Annotated in this window: 21 protein-coding genes; 13 read left to right on the forward strand and 8 right to left on the reverse strand. The window is 47.1% G+C overall.

Annotated elements, in window-relative coordinates; all coding sequences use genetic code 11:
* Positions 1–25 precede the first annotated feature (25 nt).
* The 5 genes from F8H35_RS03735 to F8H35_RS03755 all read left to right on the forward strand — a co-directional run bounded on the left by F8H35_RS03735 (position 26) and on the right by F8H35_RS03755 (position 7,441).
* On the forward strand, positions 26–898 hold the full coding sequence (locus F8H35_RS03735; protein WP_472572213.1) for a glycine--tRNA ligase subunit alpha: 873 nt from the start codon (positions 26–28) through the stop codon (positions 896–898).
* Positions 873–2,885, forward strand: a complete 2,013-nt coding sequence (glyS, locus tag F8H35_RS03740) for a glycine--tRNA ligase subunit beta (protein ID WP_472572214.1) — start codon at positions 873–875, stop codon at positions 2,883–2,885. The genes F8H35_RS03735 and glyS overlap by 26 nt, the downstream gene beginning before the upstream one ends.
* 66 nt (positions 2,886–2,951) lie before the next feature.
* Positions 2,952–5,639: a pyruvate, phosphate dikinase gene (gene ppdK, locus F8H35_RS03745; protein ID WP_472572215.1), complete on the forward strand. Its 2,688-nt coding sequence runs from the start codon at positions 2,952–2,954 to the stop codon at positions 5,637–5,639.
* Between the two features lie 93 nt (positions 5,640–5,732).
* Positions 5,733–6,665 carry a DsbA family protein gene (locus F8H35_RS03750; protein WP_472572216.1) on the forward strand — a complete coding sequence of 311 codons (933 nt, stop codon included), beginning with the start codon at positions 5,733–5,735 and terminating at the stop codon, positions 6,663–6,665.
* Positions 6,665–7,441, forward strand: coding sequence for a metal ABC transporter ATP-binding protein (locus tag F8H35_RS03755; RefSeq protein WP_472572217.1), 777 nt, complete (start codon positions 6,665–6,667; stop codon positions 7,439–7,441). The genes F8H35_RS03750 and F8H35_RS03755 overlap by 1 nt, the downstream gene beginning before the upstream one ends.
* On the opposite strand, the gene F8H35_RS03760 is transcribed toward F8H35_RS03755, so the two are convergent.
* Positions 7,438–7,560, reverse strand: a complete 123-nt coding sequence (locus tag F8H35_RS03760; RefSeq protein ID WP_472572218.1) for a hypothetical protein — start codon at positions 7,558–7,560, stop codon at positions 7,438–7,440. The genes F8H35_RS03755 and F8H35_RS03760 overlap by 4 nt on opposite strands.
* A 3-nt stretch (positions 7,561–7,563) precedes the next feature.
* Entirely contained in the window at positions 7,564–8,814 is a 1,251-nt protein-coding gene (locus tag F8H35_RS03765; protein WP_472572219.1) for a glutamate-5-semialdehyde dehydrogenase, read from the reverse strand.
* Positions 8,815–8,872: 58 nt separating this feature from the next.
* On the opposite strand from F8H35_RS03765, the gene F8H35_RS03770 reads away from it, so the two are divergent.
* Genes F8H35_RS03770 through F8H35_RS03805 form a run of 8 tightly spaced genes read left to right on the forward strand, consistent with a single transcriptional unit; the run spans position 8,873 to position 13,757 of the window.
* Entirely contained in the window at positions 8,873–9,610 is a 738-nt protein-coding gene (locus F8H35_RS03770) for a YiaD family glycine zipper/OmpA-like lipoprotein (RefSeq protein ID WP_472572220.1), read from the forward strand.
* 37 nt (positions 9,611–9,647) lie between these two features.
* Positions 9,648–10,976: a tRNA (N6-isopentenyl adenosine(37)-C2)-methylthiotransferase MiaB gene (gene miaB / locus F8H35_RS03775; protein ID WP_472572221.1), complete on the forward strand. Its 1,329-nt coding sequence runs from the start codon at positions 9,648–9,650 to the stop codon at positions 10,974–10,976.
* Complete coding sequence (locus F8H35_RS03780; protein WP_472572222.1) at positions 10,966–11,265, forward strand: hypothetical protein; 300 nt, start codon at positions 10,966–10,968, stop codon at positions 11,263–11,265. The genes miaB and F8H35_RS03780 overlap by 11 nt, the downstream gene beginning before the upstream one ends.
* On the forward strand, positions 11,232–11,588 hold the full coding sequence (locus F8H35_RS03785) for a hypothetical protein (protein WP_472572223.1): 357 nt from the start codon (positions 11,232–11,234) through the stop codon (positions 11,586–11,588). Before F8H35_RS03780 ends, F8H35_RS03785 begins: the two co-directional genes overlap by 34 nt.
* Positions 11,581–12,054 carry a bifunctional nuclease family protein gene (locus F8H35_RS03790; RefSeq protein WP_472572224.1) on the forward strand — a complete coding sequence of 158 codons (474 nt, stop codon included), beginning with the start codon at positions 11,581–11,583 and terminating at the stop codon, positions 12,052–12,054. The genes F8H35_RS03785 and F8H35_RS03790 overlap by 8 nt, the downstream gene beginning before the upstream one ends.
* An 8-nt stretch (positions 12,055–12,062) precedes the next feature.
* Entirely contained in the window at positions 12,063–12,350 is a 288-nt protein-coding gene (locus F8H35_RS03795; RefSeq protein WP_472572238.1) for an MTH1187 family thiamine-binding protein, read from the forward strand.
* Entirely contained in the window at positions 12,350–13,204 is an 855-nt protein-coding gene (locus tag F8H35_RS03800) for a tRNA (5-methylaminomethyl-2-thiouridine)(34)-methyltransferase MnmD (RefSeq protein ID WP_472572225.1), read from the forward strand. The genes F8H35_RS03795 and F8H35_RS03800 overlap by 1 nt, the downstream gene beginning before the upstream one ends.
* Before the next feature lie 46 nt (positions 13,205–13,250).
* Complete coding sequence (locus F8H35_RS03805; RefSeq protein WP_472568650.1) at positions 13,251–13,757, forward strand: BCAM0308 family protein; 507 nt, start codon at positions 13,251–13,253, stop codon at positions 13,755–13,757.
* Between the two features lie 53 nt (positions 13,758–13,810).
* Here F8H35_RS03805 and atpE read toward each other — a convergent pair whose 3' ends face one another.
* The 6 genes from atpE to rpoC all read right to left on the reverse strand — a co-directional run bounded on the left by atpE (position 13,811) and on the right by rpoC (position 21,287).
* On the reverse strand, positions 13,811–14,155 hold the full coding sequence (gene atpE / locus F8H35_RS03810; protein ID WP_142934125.1) for an ATP synthase F0 subunit C: 345 nt from the start codon (positions 14,153–14,155) through the stop codon (positions 13,811–13,813).
* A gap of 23 nt (positions 14,156–14,178) precedes the next feature.
* Positions 14,179–14,850, reverse strand: a complete 672-nt coding sequence (atpB, locus tag F8H35_RS03815) for a F0F1 ATP synthase subunit A (protein WP_472572226.1) — start codon at positions 14,848–14,850, stop codon at positions 14,179–14,181.
* Positions 14,835–15,218 carry a hypothetical protein gene (locus F8H35_RS03820; RefSeq protein WP_472572227.1) on the reverse strand — a complete coding sequence of 128 codons (384 nt, stop codon included), beginning with the start codon at positions 15,216–15,218 and terminating at the stop codon, positions 14,835–14,837. The genes atpB and F8H35_RS03820 overlap by 16 nt, the downstream gene beginning before the upstream one ends.
* The gene (locus F8H35_RS03825) at positions 15,215–15,424 is read right to left on the reverse strand and encodes an AtpZ/AtpI family protein (RefSeq protein WP_472568647.1); all 210 of its coding nucleotides are present in this window, start codon (positions 15,422–15,424) and stop codon (positions 15,215–15,217) included. The genes F8H35_RS03820 and F8H35_RS03825 overlap by 4 nt, the downstream gene beginning before the upstream one ends.
* A 20-nt stretch (positions 15,425–15,444) precedes the next feature.
* Entirely contained in the window at positions 15,445–16,749 is a 1,305-nt protein-coding gene (gene hemL / locus F8H35_RS03830; protein ID WP_472572228.1) for a glutamate-1-semialdehyde 2,1-aminomutase, read from the reverse strand.
* 92 nt (positions 16,750–16,841) lie between these two features.
* Positions 16,842–21,287, reverse strand: coding sequence for a DNA-directed RNA polymerase subunit beta' (gene rpoC, locus F8H35_RS03835; RefSeq protein ID WP_472572229.1), 4,446 nt, complete (start codon positions 21,285–21,287; stop codon positions 16,842–16,844).
* Between the last annotated feature and the right edge of the window lie 17 nt (positions 21,288–21,304).

The following is a 21,304-nucleotide window of genomic DNA, read 5'->3' on the forward strand; positions in this document are numbered from 1 at the left end:
CAATTACTACAGTGCGGGGAGAGCATTGACATTTCAGGAACTCATCTTCACCCTTCAGGACTACTGGGCAAAGCAGGGCTGTATTATAGCTTCACCATACGACGTTGAGCAGGGTGCCGGAACGATGCACCCGTTTACTTTTCTGAAAGTTCTCGGGAAAGAACCCTGGAAGGTTGCCTACGTTCAGCCCTGCAGAAGGCCGGCAGACGGCAGATACGGAGAGAACCCAAACAGGCTCCAACACTACTTCCAGTTTCAGGTTATTCTAAAACCATCTCTAGAAAACTCTCAGGAACTCTACCTTGGAAGCCTTGAAGCCCTTGGTTTTAACATGAGGGAGCACGATGTAAGGTTCGTTGAGGACGACTGGGAGTCTCCAACACTTGGTGCCTGGGGACTCGGCTGGGAAGTGTGGTTAGACGGTATGGAGATTACCCAGTTTACCTACTTCCAGCAGGCAGGCGGGATAACCCTTGACCCAGTATCTGTTGAGATTACCTACGGCCTTGAACGTATAGCCATGTATATACAGGGAGTTGACAGCGTTTACGATATTGAGTGGACAAAGGGAGTTAAATACGGAGACCTTTATAAAGAGAACGAGTATCAGTGGTCTGTCTACAACTTTGAGAAGGCCGACACAGAAATGCTCTTTAACCTGTTTATCATGTTTGAGAAGGAGTCTGAAAGGCTCGTTAAGGAAGATTTAGTTCTTCCCGCCTACGATTACTGTTTGAAGTGCTCCCACGTTTTTAATCTCCTTGACGCAAGGGGAGCAATCTCTGTTGCCGAAAGGGCTTCGTTTATAGGAAGGGTTAGGAGACTGGCTGCAAACTGCGCTAAAAAGTATTTAGAACTGAAAGAGGGTAAAGGTGAAGGCGCAAAATCTACTGCTTGAGATAGGGTGTGAGGAACTCCCGGCTTCCTTCGTTGAGCCGGCACTTTCCTACCTTAAGGAGAAAATCTCTCAGAAACTCTCAGAGAACCATCTCTCTTTTACATCTGTTGAAACTTTCGGAACTCCAAGAAGGCTCATAGTTATCGTCTACGACGTTCCACAGGTTCAACCAGACAGGGAAGAGCTGATAGTTGGACCCTCTGAAAGGGCTGCATTTGACGAGAACGGAAACCCGACAAAGGCGGCACTTGGATTTGCGAAGTCTAAAGGGGTTGACGTTTCAGAATTAACAGTTGTTGAGAACCCTCCAGGCAGAAAGGGAAGATACGTTGCTGTCAGGAGAGTAGTTAAGGGGAGAAAAGCTGTTGAGGTCTTAAAAGAGATTCTCCCGGAAGTTATTACCTCTATTCCTTTTAAAAAGAGCATGCGCTGGGGGGAGAAGAGGATAAGGTTTGGAAGGCCGATAAGGTGGATAACCGCCGTTTACGGGAAAGAACCGGTTGAGTTTGAGATAGACGGAATAAAGAGTTCAAATGTCTCTTTCGGCCACAGATTTCTTTCTCCAGAGCCTTTTGTTGTTGAGGAGCCGTCTGAGTTTATCTCTCAGCTTGAGGAGAGGTTTGTAGTTGCAGACATAGATAAGAGAAAGGCAATAATCCTTGACAGGGCAAAGGACCTGGCAAAAGGGATTGGTGGGGAGTTCCTTGAAGACGAAGAGCTTTTAAACGAAGTTGCAAACCTTGTTGAGTTTCCATACCCGATACTGGGCTCCTTTGAAGAGGAGTTTTTGGAGCTCCCTAAAGAGGTTCCCGTTGTAGTGATGAAAGACCACCAGAAGTTCTTCTCAGTTGTTGATAGAAACGGGAACCTGAAAAACTACTTTGTAGGCGTTTCAAACATAAAACCGGTTGATGACTTAACAGTTCGCTTAGGCTACGAAAAGGTTTTAAGGGCAAGGCTCTCAGACGCCTACTTCTTCTTCAAGGAAGACAGGAAAAAGAAATTAGAAGAGAGGGTTAAAGACCTCTCAGGGATTGTCTTCCACGAGAAACTGGGAACAATGCTTGACAAGACAGAAAGGCTTGAGACTTTAGCTCCTTTTGTTTCTATACAGTTGAGATTTGATAAAGAGGAAAAGACTAAGAGGGCTGCACACCTGTGTAAAGCAGACCTTTTAACAGAAATGGTTAACGAGTTCCCGGAGCTCCAGGGAACTATGGGCAAATACTACGCCCTCTTAGACGGGGAAGACGAGGAAGTTGCAGTAGCCATAGAGGAGCACTACCTACCGAGGTTCTCAGGAGACAGAGTTGCAGAGACAGAAACGGGTATTTCACTCTCAATAGCCGAAAAAATTGACAACCTTACTGGTTTCATAGGAGCAGGGCTCAAACCTACCGGCTCGGCAGACCCGTTTGCTTTAAGGAGAAACGCTTTAGGTTTGATTCAGACATTAATTGAAAATAGAATCTCCACCGGAATAACCCCTCTAATAGAAGAAGCCAGCAAACTCTACAGGGATCAGGGCATAGAGCTCTCTGAAAATACCGTTGAAGAGACCCTCTCTTTCATAAAGGAGAGGCTCAAGAACTACCTGAGGGATAGAGGCTTCAGCCCCGATTCGGTAGATGCAGTCCTTTCCGTTTCAGACGACCCGTACGACTCTCTCCTAAGGGTGGAAGCAATAGAAAAGTTGAGGCAGAACCCTGAGTTTGAGGCCGTTCTTTACACGATGAGAAGAGTTGTTAATATAATTCCTGAAAACTTTTCTCCTTTACCTTTTGAGCCTGAAGGGGTGTTCGAAGTAAACCTCTGGGAAACGTTCCAGAGGGTAAAGGGGGAAATTGAGGAGCTCCTTAAAGAGAAAGACTACGAGGGGGCACTTCTGAAAATCGGCGAGCTGAAACCGGCCGTTGACAGCTTCTTTGACAACGTGATGGTTATGGACAGACGAAAAGGTCAGAAACAGGAGGCTCAGCCTCCTTAAAGCAATAGCAGACCACCTCTTAAGATTAGCAGACTTTTCAAAACTCGTATTTTAGGGGGCGCGGAGATGCCTAAAAAGATGGTCTACTACTTCGGCGGCGGAAAGGCCGAAGGAAGTGCCGAAATGAAGATGCTTTTAGGTGGTAAGGGTGCAAACCTTGCCGAGATGACCAACTTAGGACTTCCCGTTCCGCCGGGAATCACAATAACAACAGAGGTGTGCAAGGAATACTTCAAGGAGGGACAGAAGTTCCCGGAAGGAATGTGGGAGCAGGTTTTAGAGGGGCTCCACAAGATTGAAAAGGAAATGGGCAAGAAGTTTGGGGACAGGAAGAACCCTCTCCTTGTTTCTGTCAGGTCGGGAGCTCCCGTCTCAATGCCCGGAATGATGGACACAATCCTCAACTTAGGCCTCAACGACGAAACCGTTGAGGGTCTTGCAGAGTCAACCGGAAACGAGAGGTTTGCCTGGGACTCCTACCGCCGATTCATCCAGATGTTCGGAAACGTCGTTATGGGAATCCCTCACGAGAAGTTTGAGGAGATTTTAGAGGAGAAGAAGAGAGAGGTTGGAGCAAAGCAGGACGTTGACCTTACAGCAGAAGACCTGAAAGACGTTGTAAAGCGCTACAAAGAGCTTGTTAAAAAGGAGACCGGAAGGGACTTCCCTCAAGACCCTTACGAACAGCTTAAAATGGCCATAAAGGCCGTTTTTGACTCCTGGAACAACCCAAGGGCCATAAAGTACCGTGAGATAAACAAGATACCGGAAGACTACGGAACAGCCGTAAACATCGTTGCTATGGTCTTCGGGAACATGGGAGAGACCTCCGGAACGGGAGTTGCATTTACTAGGAATCCGTCAACAGGAGAAAACGTCTTCTATGGTGAATACCTGAAGAACGCCCAGGGTGAAGACGTTGTTGCAGGAATCAGGACGCCACAGCCCCTTACAAAGGCTCAAAAGACAAGCGAAGACCAGGTTTCCTTAGAAGAGGAGTTCCCCGAAGTTTACAAACAGCTCCTGAAAATCAGGGACATACTTGAGAAGCACTACAGGGATATGCAGGACATTGAGTTCACAATAGAGAACGGCAGACTCTGGATGCTCCAGACAAGAGCTGGAAAGAGGACTGCAAGGGCTGCCGTAAAGATAGCCGTTGACATGGTTAAGGAGGGGCTTATCACAAAAGAGGAAGCTATCCTAAGGGTTGACCCATCCCTTATTAACCAGCTCCTCCATCCGATGCTTGATGAAAAAGACAGGAAGAAAGCAATAGCCGAAGGAAGGCTTATAGCAAAAGGTCTCCCTGCCGCTCCGGGAGCTGTAAGCGGTAAAGTTGTCTTCAACGCCGACGAGGCTGTTGAACTAGCCGAGAAGGGAGAGAAGGTAATCCTGGTCCGCCACGAAACATCCCCCGAAGATATCCACGGAATGCACGCAGCTGAGGGTATCTTAACTGCAAGGGGTGGAATGACTTCCCACGCTGCTGTTGTTGCAAGGGGAATGGGCAAGACCTGTATAGTTGGTGCCGAGTCTATCCACGTTGACTACGATAAAGAGGAGTTCAGAGTAGGAGACGTTGTAGTTAAGAAAGGAGACGTTATAACCTTAGACGGTTCTACCGGTGAGATATTCCACGGAGAGTTAAAGACAATTCCTGCCCAGATTTCCGGCGAGTTTGAAGAACTTATGAGGTGGGCAGACGAGATAAGAGAACTCCAGGTAAGGGTAAACGCTGACACTCCTGAAGATGCAAAGCAGGGAAGGGACTTTGGAGCTGAAGGTATAGGTCTGTGCAGAACTGAGCACATGTTCTTCAAGGAAGAGAGAATTCCCGTTGTTCGTGAAATGATACTTGCAAAAACCAAAGAGGAGAGGGAGAGAGCCCTTGAGAAGCTCCTTCCAATGCAGAGGGAAGACTTCATTGCCATCTTTGAGGTGATGGACGGGCTTCCTGTCAACATAAGGCTCCTTGACCCGCCACTCCACGAGTTCCTCCCAAGAACTGAAGAAGAGTTTGAGAGAACAGCAAAGGAGATGGGACTTCCCGTTGAGGAGCTAAAAAAGAGGGCTGAGGAGCTCCACGAAGTCAACCCGATGCTGGGCTTGAGGGGTTCAAGGCTTGGAATAGCCTACCCCGAAATCTACAGAATGCAGGCAAGGGCAATCCTTGAGGCCGCCTGCATCTGTAAGAAAAACGGAATTAACGTCCTTCCTGAAATAATGCTCCCTCTGATTGCAGACGACAGGGAGCTGATGAAACTGAAAGAGCTGATAGACGACGTTGCAGCAAAAGTCTTCCTTGAGCAGGGAACAGAGGTTGAGTATCAGGTTGGAACGATGGTTGAGGTTCCAAGGGCTGCCCTCATTGCCGATCAGCTTGCCCGCTATGCCCAGTATTTCTCCTTCGGAACAAACGACCTTACACAGATGACCTTCGGCCTCTCAAGGGACGATGCTGGAAAGTTCATAGGAAAGTACATAGAAGAAGGAATCCTCAAAGGCGACCCGTTCATGCACATAGACGAGAACGGCGTTGGAAGGCTTATAGAGCTTGCAATAGAGAAGGGGAACTCCGTTCGCCCCAACATGAAGACCGGAATCTGCGGGGAGCACGGTGGAGACCCGAGGTCAATCAACTTCTTCCAGAAGGTTGGAGTTAAGTACGTAAGCCCATCTCCATTTAGGGTTCCAATCGCAAGGCTTGCGGCAGCTCAGGCTAAGATAAGACAGATGAGAGGAGAACTTTAATAGATTCTTTTAGACCGGAATTGGGGCTCTGCGCCCCCTTTTTCTTTTCAAAAGCCGTAAAATTAACAACAAATCTCACGAGGGAGGAAACCTATGAGAACTCTTCTATCAGCGCTTTTAATTGCTCTTGTCATTTCTGGATGTTCTCAAGCAGAACAGAAAGAAAACACCTCACCAGATAAAATATTAAACAAAAATGGCCAAGTTTCAAATAAAAACAGTTTAGAAGAAGCAGAAAAAGTAATAAAAGCCCTACTTAATCCTCTATCCACAAGAGGAATAAAGGTAAAATCGGTTAAAGCTACGCAGGAAGTTAAAGTTCCAGGATTTAAAACGTTTGAAGTTGACTTGATAGACAACAGAAACCACAGAGAACTCAAAAGGTATATCTTTATCAACACAGAAGACAAGTATATAGCTCTCCAGATATTTAAGTACTCAATTAAAGGAAAGAGCGTTATTCTTCAAACACTCAAACCGAAGAATGCTGAGAAACCCTTAAAAGTGAACATTTCATTCATAAAGGAGATAGACAAAGAACTAACAAGGGCAAACATTCCCCATGTTGTAGGAAAGGGTGAAAAGAAAGTTTACATTGTGTGGGACGTATTCTGTCCATTCTGTTATGGTCACTTCAATCAGGTTGAAGAAATAGCTAAAAAGAATAACGTTGAAATCCATATGATTCCTTTGGCAGTTCACGGAGAAAACTCTATTAAAGGTCTTGTTTACTATACAAAACTTGCCAGAGAAAAAGGAACAGCAGAAGCCCTTAAAGAGCTCTACAACATGGGAAATGGCGATTTTATGAAGTATGCAAAAACCCTTGAAAATAAAATCAAGCGTCAGAAGGAAATAACTCCTGACCAGGAAAAGATAATAAAAACTATTAAAGACATAGAGGTTAAGCTGGTTAAGAATGGAGTAAGGGCGACACCTACACTAATTTATGCACCACCTGGAGAAAACAGAGGAACGATACACGTAGGATTTATGCCTATAGACAAACTCATAAAAGAAAAGTAATGGAAGGAATTACTTTAGAAGACTTATCCATCGGCTATAAAAGACCCCTTATCTCCTCCCTCTCTGTTCACATGGCAGAGGGGGAGTTCTGGGTCGTTGTCGGCCCAAACGGTGCAGGAAAGAGCACACTCGTTAAAACCATTCTTGGAATTATCCCCCCCTTATCCGGCAGGATACTCATTCACGGAAAAGATTGTACAAGAAGGTGCGACGAGAGGCGGTTTTTAAGCTACGTTCCGCAGATGGAGAGCTACTCCCACTCTTTTCCCGCAACGGCTTTAGATGTGGTTCTCTCTGGTCTGTTCCCAAGGTTGGGAAGGTTTGAAAGGGTAAGGGAGAAAGATGTTGAGAGAGCTCTCCGGTGGATGGAAGAGCTCCACCTGAAAGAGGTTGCCGATAAACCATTCAGCAGACTCTCTGGCGGCCAGCAGAGGAAAGTTCTCATAGCAAGGGCCCTCATCAGCGACCCCCACTACATTTTCTTAGACGAGCCGACAACGGGAGTAGACTTGAGGAGCTCCCGCAAAATCTTAGAACTCCTTGACAGGCTCCACAAAGAAAAAGGTTTCGGCATCTGCATGGTAACCCACGACATTAACTTCGTCTGGGATTACGTAGACAGGATAATACTTCTGGGATACGGCGGAAAGTACTTCATCGGAAACAAAGAAGAGATACTCAACGAGGAGCTCCTCTCCCGCATCTACCAGGTTCAGGTAAAAATTGTTGAAACGGAATACGGCCCAATTTTCCTGGTTGGAGACAAGCACTTTTAATTTCTTCTTTTCTTGAGGAGCTCCTTCGCTTTAAATAGAATGGCAACAACTGTCCACGCAACAGTTACCACGAAGAAAAACCAGAAAAAGAGAGTTCCAGCTTCAGGCCTGTTTATCAAAATCTACTCCCTTATCTGACCGTTTCCAAAGATTATGTATTTAGGAATTGTTAAGTCCTCAAGACCCATAGGGCCACGAACGTGGACTTTGTCGGTTGAGATTCCCATCTCAGCTCCAAGGCCGAAGACGTTTCCGTCTGTAAACCGGGTTGAGGCGTTTACGTAAACGGCAGCAGAGTCTACCCTGTTTAGAAACTTCATTGCGTTTGTGTAGTTCTCTGTAACTATTGCGTCGCTGTGGTGTGAGCCGTAGGTGTTTATGTGGTCTATTGCTTCGTCCAAAGAGTCAATAACTCTAACGGCAAGGATTAAGTCTAAATACTCTGCATACCAGTCCTCTTCCGTTGCAGGCTTTATGTAATCCGGGTCGTAACTCCTTGTCCTCTCGTCTCCACGGAGCTCCACCTTAGCTTTCTTAAAGAGCTCTATCATTGTTGGTAGGAATGCGTCGGCAATCTTTGAGTGGACAAGCATTGTCTCCATTGCGTTGCAGACTCCCGGCCTCTGAACTTTTGCGTTAAAGCAGATGTTCCAGGCCTTTTCAAGGTCTGCAAACTCGTCAACGAAAACGTGACACACACCCTTGTAGTGCTTTATTACAGGCATACGGGCATTCTCTGAAACGAACCTGATTAAGCCTTCCCCGCCCCTGGGGATGACAACGTCTATGTATTCGTCTAAAAGGAGGAGCTCCTTAACGGCAGACCTGTCTGTCGTATCTATGAACTGAATGGCCTCTTCGGGGAAACCCTCAGAAGCAGCAGCCTCTTTAAGGATATTCACAAGAACCCTGTTTGAGTTTATAGCCTCTGAACCGCCCTTTAAAAGGACTGCATTGGAGCTCTTTATACAGAGTGAACCTGCTTCAACGGTAACGTTCGGACGGGATTCGTAGATAATTGCAACAACTCCTAGGGGAACTCTCATCTTTCCCATTTTCAGGCCGTTTGGCCGTGTCCACATCTTCACAACTTCACCAACGGGATCGTTAAGGTTTGCAACGTCCTTTAGAACCTGAACCATTCCGGCAATTCTCTTTTCGTTGAGAAGGAGTCTGTCAAGCATAGCCTTAGAAAGGCCTTTCTCCTCTCCTGCAATCAGGTCTTTCCTGTTCTCCTCCTGAATGAGCTCTCTCTTTTTCTCTATAAGCTCAGCAGCCTTAAGAAGGGTTCTGTTTTTTACCTCCGTTGAAATGTCTATAAGGCTGTAGCTCACTTCTTTTGCACGTTTTGCAATTCCTTTAACGTCAAACATTAGATTCCCTCCTGTTTAAGGTTTAAATTGAAAATCAAAAGTTTTAAAGGGGGATACGATGAGGAAAATTTTAGCATTGACCTTAACGGGAACCCTCCTGTTAGGTGGATGCGCAACTACCCAGCAGGGAGCCCAGACTACACCAAGCAAAACGGCAACTGGAGCTGCAATAGGAGCCGTCGTTGGGGGAATTGTCGGAGCCGCTACAGGCCCTAAACACCATAAAGGGAAGAGAATTCTGATAGGTGCAGCGGCGGGAGCTCTCATAGGGGGAACAATCGGATACATCTTAGACCAGCAGGCAAAAGCCCTTGCAAACGACGTTGGAGTTAAGCCCATAGACAACACAAACCCGGAAGTTAAACCTCAGCAGCCGCCAATTTCTGAGAAGAAGCCCGTTGCAGTTGTGAAAGAGCCGCAGAAGGTTAAGCTGATAATGAAAGACTCCGTTCTCTTTGACTTTAACAGCTACCGGTTAAAGCCCGAGGCGAAAGAGATGCTGAGGAGAATTGCCAAAACCCTCAACCAGAACCCCGACACAGTAATACTGGTTGTTGGATACACAGACAGCACAGGAAGCTTTGACTACAACGTAAAGCTCTCTGAGAAGAGGGCAGAGGCTGTTAAAAACGAGCTGGTTCTCAACGGTGTTGACCCAACGAGAGTTCTCACTTTCGGATGTGGGCCAAAGAATCCAATAGCTCCCAACAATACACCCGAGGGAAGAGCTCTCAACAGGAGAGTTGAGATCCTCGTCTACCCAAAAGGGGTAGAGATACCGCATCCGTGCGATTAAAACTATATTTCTCCTTAAACCCCGTTAAAGGAGAGAGATGGCAAAGAGGTATTTCATAAAGACATTCGGCTGTCAGATGAACGTTAACGACTCAGAGAAGATGGCCGGCCTCCTTGAGGGTATGGGCTATGAAAAGGCCGAAACCCCTGAGGAGGCCGACGTTATCATAGTCAACACCTGTTCCGTTCGTGCAAAGCCGGACAACAAGGCCTACTCGTTTATCGGAAATCTGAAAAAGATAAAGAAGAGAAGACCTGAAACCGTTGTCGCCGTTGCAGGGTGTGTTCCACAGAAAGAGAGAGACCAGATTCTAAGGTTCGGCCACGTTGACCTGGTTTTTGGAACGTTTAACTTCGTAAAGCTTCCCCAACTCCTTGAGAGAGTGAAGGAAGAGGGAAAAGTTGTTGAGATTCTCCATTCTAAGATTCCAGAAGAGGAGAGAATTCCGCTTATAGAGAGCTCCCTTGAGAACCCCTACGTTGCCTACGTAACCGTTCAGAGGGGGTGCAACAGGTTCTGCACCTACTGTATCGTTCCATTTACAAGGGGAAGGGAAAGGAGCGTAAAGCCGGAGCTGGTTCTGGAGGAGGTTAAAAGGCTTGCTGAAAGAGGCGTTAAAGAGGTTCACCTTTTAGGCCAGAACGTAGACTTCTACTCCTACGGCGGAACAGATCTTGCAGACCTCCTCTACATGGTCTCGGAAGTTCCGGGAATAGAGAGAGTCAGATTTACAACTTCCCACCCTGCCGGGTTCAACGAAAAGATTGCAAGGGCAATAAAGGAGATTGATAAGGTCTGCCCATATGTTCACCTGCCTCCCCAGAGCGGCTCAAACAAAATTCTGGAAAGGATGAACAGGGGATACACAAGGGAAGAGTACATTGAGAAAGTGAAGATGCTGAAAGAGATAGTTCCAGAAGTTGCCCTTTCCGGAGACTTTATAGTCGGCTTCCCGGGAGAGACAGAGAAGGACTTTGAGGATACACTATCTTTAGTTGAGGAGTGCGTTTTTGACCAGGGGTTTGTCTTTGAATACTCTCCAAGGCCATTTACAAAAGCAGCTACTTTCCCTGACGACATTCCCAAAGAGGTTAAGAACAGAAGACTTACAGAGCTCCAAAACCTCATAAAGCGTCAGGCAGAGGAGAGAAACAGAGAGAGGATTGGAAAGGTTGAGGAGGTTCTCATAGAGGGATTCAGCCCTAAGGGGACGGAGCTCTACGGAAGGACGAGGGCCAACAAGCCCATTGCAGTTGAAGGCGGAGAGGAGCTTATCGGGAAAACAGTAAAGGTTGAGATAACGGAAAGCTCCCCCTTTTTCTTAAAGGGTAAACCGGTTCTTAAAGAGGTAAAGGTTGGAGGTTAAAGAGTTTTTTAAAACATTTCCTGCCTATCTCGTTGTTGAAAGTCTTGAGAAAGAGCTGAGAACTCGGCTTGAGAGAGCACAGAAGACAATTGAAAAATTTGAAAAGAAATACGGAATGAGCTTAAAGGAATTTGAGGAAAGCAAACAACTTGAAAAATTAAACTATTCATGGGAAGTAGAAAAAGATTATATTGATTGGGATAAGGCAGAATCTGAAATGAAATTCTGTAATAGGAAGCTGAAGGAGCTTCAGAATTGGAAAAGTCTTTTATTACTCCAGAACAGATAAAAAAAGAAGTAAATCTGGAAATAAGGAAAAGAATACTCACCCTCTTAGATGAAGAAATTAATCCTGACATATACTCGGCAAGAGTCAGAATTTCAGAAAACTGTTCTATCCAGCTCTACTTTAACGTGGCTAAAAAAAAGTTCTTAATGGCTGTGGTTAAAGATGGAACCAGGATATACGGATTTGACAAACTTGACGAAAATTGCCACGAACACCCGATTGAGAATCCCAAAAGACATATAGAAAAACCGTGCAGCGAGATGGATCTGGCTAGATTTTTAGATAGAGCCATAAATCTTTGCAGAGGAGAGGGCCATGGTTGAGGTATCCGTAATCGGAATAGCCCAGGACAGGTATACAGGAATGCCGATAATTATTTTGGGTAATGAACAGGAAAGGTTTGCCGTTCCCATCTGGGTAGGTCACTGGGAAGCAGAACTCTTAGAAACGGAGCTCCTTGGAGCAGTCCCGCCGAGGCCTTTCCCCTACGACCTACTGAGGGAAATCCTCTCAATCTTCGGTGGAGAGGTTGAGAGGGTTGTAATTAACGACTTTGATAAAGGCATCTACTTCGCCGTTATTGAAGTTAGAAGGCCAGACGGCGAACTCCTAAAGGTTGACTCAAGGCCAAGCGACGCAATTAACCTTGCAGTAAGGGTCAACGCCCCTATTTACGTGAAAAAGGACGTAATAGAGAAGGCCTCTGTAATTCCGTTAGACGAGTGTGAAGGGGACGAGTGTCAGGAGCAGTGGGAGAGGCTGATAAGGGAGCTCTTTGGAGGTGAGTAGTGGCCGTAATGGAGATTGTCGTCATCCCCATGGGAACGGGAAAGCCGGGAGTAAGTGAGTATGTTGCAGGCTGTATAAAAGTTTTAAAGGAGATGGGACTTAAATACCAGCTAACGGCCATGGGAACAATTGTTGAGGGGAGTTTGGAGGAGCTCTGCGAGGCGGCAAAGAGGATGCACAGGGTTCCATTTGAGATGGGAGCTCCCCGGGTAGTAACCTCAATCAGGATAGATGAAAGGATTGATAGGGAGCTCCACATAGAGGAGAAAGTTAAAGCCGTAGAAGAAAAGCTCTGATGGTAAAAGAGGTAAAGACAGAAGACGGCTCTTTAACCCTGTTCTCTGAAAAGTTCAAAGAGCCCTACCACTCAGTAACGGCCGGTGCATTCACAGAGGCGGTAGAGAAGTTCTGCAAGCCCTGTCGGATAAGGGAAAAGGCAAGAAAAGGGAAAGTTCACCTCTTAGACGTCTGCTTCGGCCTCGGGTACAACACAGTCGCCTTTATAGACGAAGCCCTCTCAGAAAACCCAAAAGCCAAACTGAAAATAGTTTCCTTCGAGTTTGACATCTCAGTAATTGAGAAGTCCCTTAATCTTGACTGGAAAAGGTTTAACAAATGGAAGTGGGTTTTGAGGGGAGCTCTCAGGAACAGACACTGTGAAAAAGGCGTTTTAGCCCTATCAACAGAAACTCCTCAGATTTCACTGAAGGTTTACATAACAGAAGGTAGAGAATTCCTGAAGGAATTTTCCTGTAAATATGAGAACTTTGCTGACGCCGTTTTTCACGACCCCTTTTCGCCAAAAGTAAACCCGGAGCTCTGGACTTACGAGTTCTTCAAGGGAATAAGGAAAATGACAAAAGAGACAGGAATACTTGCCACCTACTCGGCTTCAACGGCCGTGAGGAGAGCTCTCCACATGGCAGGCTTTGGAGTAAAAGAGGGAGTAGCAGTAGGGAGAAAATCCCGGTCAACGGTCGCCTCTCCCTCCTTTAAAACACAAGAGAAGCTCCTTGAAAAGTTTAAACTTCCCACATCTATTCCCTTTAGAGATTCAACTCTCTCAGATCCTTCAGAACTAATCAGGCATAGAAGGGAAGGGTGCGTAAAACTCCTCTCTCGCCCCTTCCCTCTGGAAGTTCTCTACTGAAAGGAACTAATTTAAGAGTAGAGAACAAAAACGTGAGGAGGGTAGAATGGGAAACAAGTATGTTCCTGCAGGAAGGAAGGAGTACACCTGGGAGAGTGACAATCCCTACTACGAAAAAAGAAAATACCCAGAACCGACTGTCTGCGAGGAGTGTGGAGCAGTATTTAAAGACGGCCGCTGGCAGTGGCCCGAGCAGCTCCCAGAGCCCGTTCCAGAGAACGCAAACAGATCCCTCTGCCCCGCCTGTAGAAGGAAGAGGGATAGGTATCCCGGCGGATTTGTTTACCTGAGCGGGAAGTTCTTTGAAAACCACAGGGAGGAAATTCTCAACAGGATAAAGAACGTTGTTGATGAGGTAATGTCCCAGAGGCCTCTCCAGAGGATTCTCTGGATTGAAGATAAGGAAGACGGAACAACCGAAATCGCAACCACAAGCGAACATCTTGCTCGCCACATCGGAGAGGCGGTAAACAGAGCATTTAAAGGAAACTTTGAGGTTAAGTATAACGAAGGTGAAAAGCTTGCAAGGGTTTTCTGGCACAGAGACCACTAAAAATAAAAAGCCCCCGCATGTGCGGGGGCAGCCTCACTTCCTACACCAGACAATTAGCCAGCAAGTGGGTTAGCATAGAGGAGAATGAGGGCGATAACGAGACCGTAGATGGCAAGTGCTTCAATGATAGCAAGGCCAATAAACATTGTAGTTGTAAGCTTACCAGCCATCTGAGGGTTCCTTGCCATTCCCTCACAGGCACCCCTTACAGCCTGACCCTGTCCGGCACCAGCACCACCTGCAGCAGGACCGATAGCAAGGCCTGCACCGATTGCTGAAAGACCTAAGATGAGGGCCTTGCCAGACTCAGCTCCTCCCTCACCTGCAAGAGCCGGGAGAGCTCCTACAACCATGAGGAAGAGCGTAAAGAGGATGCTCTTGAGATAACTCTTTTTCATCAGTACCTCCCTTCCTGTTTCTATTAATAACCTACGTGTTCTTCCTCGTGCTCCTCAATTGCAGTTGCAATGTAGACAACAGTCAATATACAGAAGATAAAGGTCTGGAGGAAGCTGTTGGCAAAGACTATAAACTCACCTGCAACAGGAACTAAAAACGGAATTAACATAAGGAGAACCATTACAACCATCTCATCGCCGAACATGTTTCCAAACAGACGGAAGGAGAGAGAGAGGATCCTTGAAAGGTGTGAAACAACCTCAATTGGAAACATCAGTGGAGCCATCCAGGGAATGGGTCCGGCGAAGTGCTTAAAGTAGTTGATAAAGCCGTGCTTCTTAATACCTTCATAGTTGTAAACGAGGAATGAAATGATGGCAAGGGCAAGGGTTGTATTGAGGTTTGCCGTCGGCTGGGCAAGGCCAGGAATTAGCCCCATTAGGTTTCCAACAAGAATAAATACTGCGAGGCCTGAAATAAGAGGGAAGAACTTCCTTCCGTAGCTTCCCATTGCATCTTCAAGTGTGTAAACGATGAAAGAAGTAAGGGATTCAAAAATATACTGGATTCTATCAGGAAACTTCTTCAGGTTCTTACCAAGGATATAAGCAAACGTAAGGACAACAGCCATCTCAAGCCACGTCATTGTAACGTGGTCTGGGATTCCCACAATCTTTATCACGCTTCCTTCCATTTCCTCCACTCCTTACGGTGAACTAAAACGGAGACAAAGAGCCCTAACTGGCTCAGCGCAACCGCCGAAATTATAGCAAAGAAGTCTAAGCGAGTAAACAGACTTAAGCCAACAAGGATAAGAATGATGGAGAGGTAGCGCCAGAAGAATCCGGGTTTTGGAAAGTAGCCGGCAAGAACCTGCTGCGGAAGGCGCCTGGAGAATTTAACGAGCAAGTAGTAGTCAAAGGCCATAACCAGATAGCCTGCAATAAAGGAGAGCGTAAAGTTTGAAAAACCTTTAAAAACAAAGGAGATGAGGAAACCGAAGAAAAAGGAAAGGAGCTCCACAACGGTAAACGTTTTAATAAAGCTCTCAAACTCCCTCATCTGGATATCTTCTTAAGCTCCCTGTAAACGTTCTTAAATCCGGCGGCTAAACCTATGAAGAACCAGAAGATTGTCAACCAAGGAAAAGTGTGGAGTTTTTTATCCAACCAGTAGCCTATGGCAAGGCCGATGAAGATGGCGAGGGCGAACTGAACCCCCACCATCATGTAGGACGTTCTCTCTATGTAGTCTTTAAGCTTTCCCACTGCTCTCCCGAAAAACGCGGTTAACTTAACATATCGGAAACTTCTTTAAAGGCAACCTCTGCAGCCTTTACTGTCTTCTCAATGTCCTCGTCTGTGTGGGCTGTTGACATAAAGGCAACCTCAAACTGAGACGGAGCTAAGTAAACTCCCTGCTCTAACATCTTCCTAAAGAACCTGGCATAGGCTTCTGTGTTTGAGGTAAGGGCATTTTTATAGTTCTTAACGTCAACGGGGGTGAAGTAAACTATGGAAATGCTCTCAATCTGCTTGAAGCAGAGCTTATCGTAGATTCCAGCAGACTTCGCAGCCTCTTTCAAGCCTTCAGAGAGTTTCTCAGTCTTCTTCCTGAGTTCATCGTAAACGCCGGGCTTCTGGAGCTCCTTCAGCGTCCTTATCCCTGCAACCATTGCAAGTGGGTTTCCAGAAAGGGTTCCGGCCTGATAAACAGGTCCCTCGGGGGCTAAGTAGTCCATAATTTCAGCCTTTCCGCCAAAGGCTCCAACAGGAAGGCCACCGCCGATAATCTTTCCAAAGCAGGAAAGGTCAGGGGTTATCCCAAAGTACTCCTGAGCTCCCCCTAAAGAGAGCCTGAAGCCTGTGATAACCTCATCAAATATAAGGACAATTCCCTTCTCAGCCGTCAGCTCCCTGACTTTCTCAAGGAATCCCGGTTCAGGAATGATGAGCCCTGCATTTGCCATAACGGGCTCCATAATAACGGCGGCAACGTCGTCTCCAACTTCGTCAATAACTTTCTTGAGGGCATCAATGTCGTTAAAGGGAACTGTGATTGTGTGCTTTGCAAAGTCCTCAGGAATTCCAGGGCTTGTTGGAACTCCAAAGGTCGTCAAACCGGAGCCGGCCTTAACTAAGAGGGCGTCAACGTGGCCGTGGTATCCCCCCTCAAACTTTATGACCTTGTTTCTTCCAGTATATCCCCTTGCAAGCCTTATTGCAGACATTGTTGCTTCTGTTCCAGAGTTGACCATACGCACCTTTTCAACAGAGGGAACAAGGTCAACTATCATCTTTGCAAGTTCTACTTCTAATTCGGTGGGAGCTCCGTAGCTCGTCCCCTTCTCAGCCTGCTCCTTAATACCCTCAACAACTGACGGGTGGGCATGTCCCAAAATCATAGGCCCCCAGGAGCAGACGTAGTCTATATACTCGTTTCCGTCAACATCCCAGATGTGGGAGCCTTTAGCCTTTGCAATAAAGCGGGGAACGTCTCCAACAGACTTAAAAGCCCTAACAGGGCTGTTCACTCCACCCGGTATGTATTTTTTTGCTTCTTCAAAGAGAGCTCTTGAACGGTCAACCCTCATTCTCAACCTCCTTCCCGATTTCTGGAGCTAATGGTACCAAAATAAAAAAGCCCCGCACGGGGCGGGGCCGATACTGTTTTAGCAGTTAAGACTTATTGCTCCTGAGATTCCCCAGCTTCTGCCTGCTCACAGTAGTCCCAGGTAACTCTCCTGTACTCCTTCCTTCCCGTTCCGGCAGGGATGAGCCTACCGATTATTACGTTCTCCTTGAGACCTCTCAGGTAGTCCCTCTTGCCGGCAATGGCAGCCTCAGAGAGAACCCTCGTAGTCTCCTGGAATGAAGCAGCAGAGATGAAGGAGTCTGTAGAGAGGGCAGCCTTTGTAATTCCTGTAAGAACGGGCTTGGCCTTAGGCGGCCTCTTACCCTCCTTAAAGAGCCGCTCCCTTACTCTTTCAAACTCATGCCTGTCAACAACTTCTTCAACTAAGTAGTTGGAGTCTCCAGAGTCCTCAATCCTTACCTTAGAGAGCATCTTCCTGATAATCACTTCAAAGTGTTTGTCGTTGATGTCAACACCCTGAGCACGGTAAACGGACTGAATCTCGTCTAAGAGGAACCTGGCAACGGCCCTCTCTCCAAGGATGTTTAGGATGTCGTGGGGGTTGAGCTGACCGTCTGTCAGGGGCTCTCCAGCTTTAACAAAGTCTCCGGTTCTTACGTAGATGTACTTACCCTTCGGAACTTCATACTCTCTCTTAACTCCCGTCTCAGGGTCAAGGATCGTAATAATTATCTTGTTCTTCTCAGTCTCCACGTAGACTTTACCGCTTATCTCTGCAAGGATGGCGGTATCCTTAGGTCTCCTTGCCTCAAAGAGCTCAGCAACCCTTGGAAGACCACCTGTAATGTCCTTAGTTCCCCCAATTCTCCTTGGAAGCCTTGCAAGCTGGTCTCCAATCTTAACCTTTTGCCCCTCCTTAACCATTATCCGGGCACCAACAGGAAGAGGATAGAAGTCAACGACGTTGCCCTCTTCGTCAAGGAGCTCTATCGTCGGCTCGTAGGGAAGAGTCCTGTACTCAAGGATAACCGGTTCAGTCTCAGAAACCGTTACGCCGGGAATGATGTCTTTATACCTGACTGTTCCGCTCCTTAATGCAAGGATAGGAATGGCGTGGGGATCCCACTCAGCAAGTATCTGCCCTTTCTGAACCTTATCACCGTCTTTAACCCTGAGAACAGCAGCGTATGGGATGTCGTAGCGCTCAAGGTGTTTACCGCTCTCATCAACAACAGCAATCTTACCTGCCCTGTTGATTACGATAACTCTACCTTCCTCATCTGTAATCGTGTTGACGTCAAATATCTTCACAGTTCCATCGTGCTTAGCCCTGTACTCAGAGGCTTCGGCACCCCGCATAGCAATACCACCAATGTGGAACGTTCTCATCGTCAGCTGTGTTCCAGGCTCACCGATAGACTGGGCGGCAATGATACCGATGGCTTCTCCAAGCTGGACGGGTCTCTGCCTTGCAAGGTCTCTACCGTAACACTTAGCACAGACGCCAAAAGGTGCTTTACAGGTAAGAACGGAACGAATCTTCACTTTCTCAATGCCAAGGTCTTCAATTCTCTGGGCAACCTCGTCAGAGATCTCCTCGTTTCTCCTGACGAGAATCTCACCGGTTACAGGGTCAACAACATCTTCTGCTGCAACCCTTCCTGCGATTCTCTTGGAGAGTGGAATGACGACCTCACCTGCCTCTATAAGGGCTGAAACCTCTATTCCGTCCTCGCAGCCGCAGTCCTCCATAGTGATGATGAGATCTTGAGCAACATCGGCCAGCCTACGGGTAAGGTATCCGGCATCGGCGGTTTTAAGGGCCGTATCTGCAAGACCTTTCCTTGCACCGTGGGTTGAGATGAAATACTCAAGGACTGTAAGACCTTCACGGAAGTTGGAGATAATCGGCGTCTCAATAATCTCACCGGAAGGCTTGGCCATAAGCCCCCTCATACCGGCAAGCTGACGGATCTGTGTGACGTTACCACGAGCTCCAGACTGGAGCATCATGAACACCGGGTTGAACTTACCGTTGTTTGGAAGCCTTCCACGGGCGTTGAGGTCGTGGTTTTCCATGTACTCCATCATGTCACGGGTAAGCTGTTCTGTAACCCTTGTCCAGATATCAACTATCTTGTTATAGCGCTCATCTTTGGAGAGGAGACCTTTCCTGTAACCCTCCTCAATCTCTGCAACTTCTTTTTTAGCCTTTTCAATGAGCTCTTTCTTGGTTGGTGGAATGTGAAGGTCATCAATTCCAATTGAAAGGCCGCCAAGTGTAGCTTGAACGAAACCGGCCTCTTTAAGGCGGTCAAGCATATCAACTGTAACTTCGTTACCCAGTTTCTTGTGAACGTCTGAGATAAGGGCTGCAACGGCCTTTTTGGTCATAACCTTGTTAACAAACGGGTAGTTCTCAGGAAGGAGTGTGTTGAATTTAACTCTTCCTACGGTTGTTTCTACAATCTCCTCTTTTCCGCTCTCTGTTTTGTTGGTAGGGAGCTTCACCTTTATACGGGCGTGGAGGTCAACCTCTCCAAGGTCAAGGGCTTTGAGGACTTCATCAACAGAAGAGAATACCTTACCCTCTCCCTTTGCCCCCTCTTTCTCAAGCGTCATGTAGAAAAGGCCTAAAACCATATCCTGAGAAGGAACGGCTAAAGGTTTACCGTGGGCTGGTGAGAGGATGTTCTGTGTTGAAAGCATGAGTGTGTAGGCCTCAAGCTGGGCTTCTAAGGAGAGCGGAACGTGGACGGCCATCTGGTCGCCGTCAAAGTCTGCGTTGAACGCCGGGCAGACGAGCGGGTGGAGCTGGATAGCCTTACCCTCTACAAGAACAGGCTCAAAGGCCTGAATTGATACCCTGTGGAGGGTTGGAGCCCTGTTGAGGAGAACAGGGTGTTCTTTAATTACCTCTTCAAGACACTCCCAGACCTCAGGCTCCTGCCTCTCAACCATCTTCTTGGCCTGCTTCATCGTGTTTGCGTAACCTTTCTCCTCAAGCCTCCTGTAGATGAATGGCTTGAAGAGCTCAAGTGCCATGATTTTCGGCAGGCCACACTGGTGCATCTTTAGCTCTGGTCCTACGACGATGACAGCACGGCCAGAGTAGTCAACCCTCTTACCTAACAGGTTCTGCCTGAACCTTCCCTGCTTTCCTCTTAAAACATCGGAGAGGGACTTCAATGGATGGCCCTTTGAGGACTTAACGGGCCTTCCGCGGCGGCCGTTGTCTATAAGGGTGTCAACGGCCTCCTGAAGCATCCTCATCTCGTTCCTGATGATGATGTCTGGGGCATCAAGCTCTTTGAGTCTCCTGAGCCTGTTGTTCCTGTTTATTACCCGCCTGTATAGGTCGTTAAGATCTGAGGTTGCAAACCTTCCACCTTCAAGGGGAACTAAGGGACGGAGCTCCGGTGGAAGAACCGGCAGAACCTCAAGAACCATCCACTCAGGCTTGTTGTTTGAGTTGAGGAATCCTTCAACTATCTTGAGCCTTCTAACCAGTTTCTTGAGCTTGGCCTCTGTTGTGTCTTTCCTTGTGGCCCTTCTTATCTCTTCTTTAACAAGCTCTTTGCTCTGGATTTTGCCCTGTTCAACAAGGAAATCAACATACCACTCAAGGGCTTTTCCGCCCTTTTCAACTTCAATATTTACCTTATTCTTAAGCTCTTTGTACTGTGAGTATTCAATGATCTGCCCTTTTTCAAGGCCGGAATCTCCCGGGTCTGTAACAACAACTAAAACGTTCTTAACAATTCCAACTATTGTGTCTTCAGAAAGACCTGTGTAGTAGGAAAGGGTTTCCACTGCAGCTTTAAAGACGTTGGGGAGCTTTTTCTGGAGATCTGCATTGATTGAGGAGATCTCACCGGAATACATCCTGATCTCTTCACGGAGCTCCTCTGCAAGCTCCTCAAGGTTAACCTTCTGAAGAGCCTTCTTTATCCCTTCGGCACCAATTCCTACCTCAAAGGCCTCCTCTCCGTACTCTTCAACTAACTCTCTGTACTCCTCTTCTGTTAAGAGCTGGAACTGTTTAAGAACAGGCTTTCCTTCCTCTTCTACAGCCTCTCCCAGGTCGCCCGGGTCTAAAACGATGTAGCTCTCAAAGTAAACGACCCTTTCAACTTCGCGAACTGAGAGGCCAAGGAGAGCTCCAATCTTACTGGGAACAGACTTCACGTACCATATGTGGGTGCAGGGAGCCGCAAGCTCTATGTGGCCAAAGCGCCTTCTCCTCTCCTTAGAGAGGGTTACTTCAACTCCACACCTGTCGCAGATAACTCCTGCGTATTTAGAACCTCTATACTTCCCGCAGAGGCACTCCCAGTCCCTTATGGGGCCAAAAATTCTGGCACAGAAAAGGCCGTCCTTTTCAGGCTTTAAGGTTCTATAGTTAAGGGTCTCGGGGAGCTTAACCTCTCCGTGAGACCACGCCCTTATTTGCTCAGGTGAAGCAAGTCCAATCTCAACGGCGTCAAAGTCAAAAGTTTTCGGCTCTTCAGAGAAGATTATCTCTCTCTTGCTCACTACAGGCTCCTCCTAAA

It is taken from the genome of Thermovibrio sp., from assembly GCA_015488335.1.
GTDB lineage: Bacteria > Aquificota > Aquificia > Desulfurobacteriales > Desulfurobacteriaceae > Balnearium.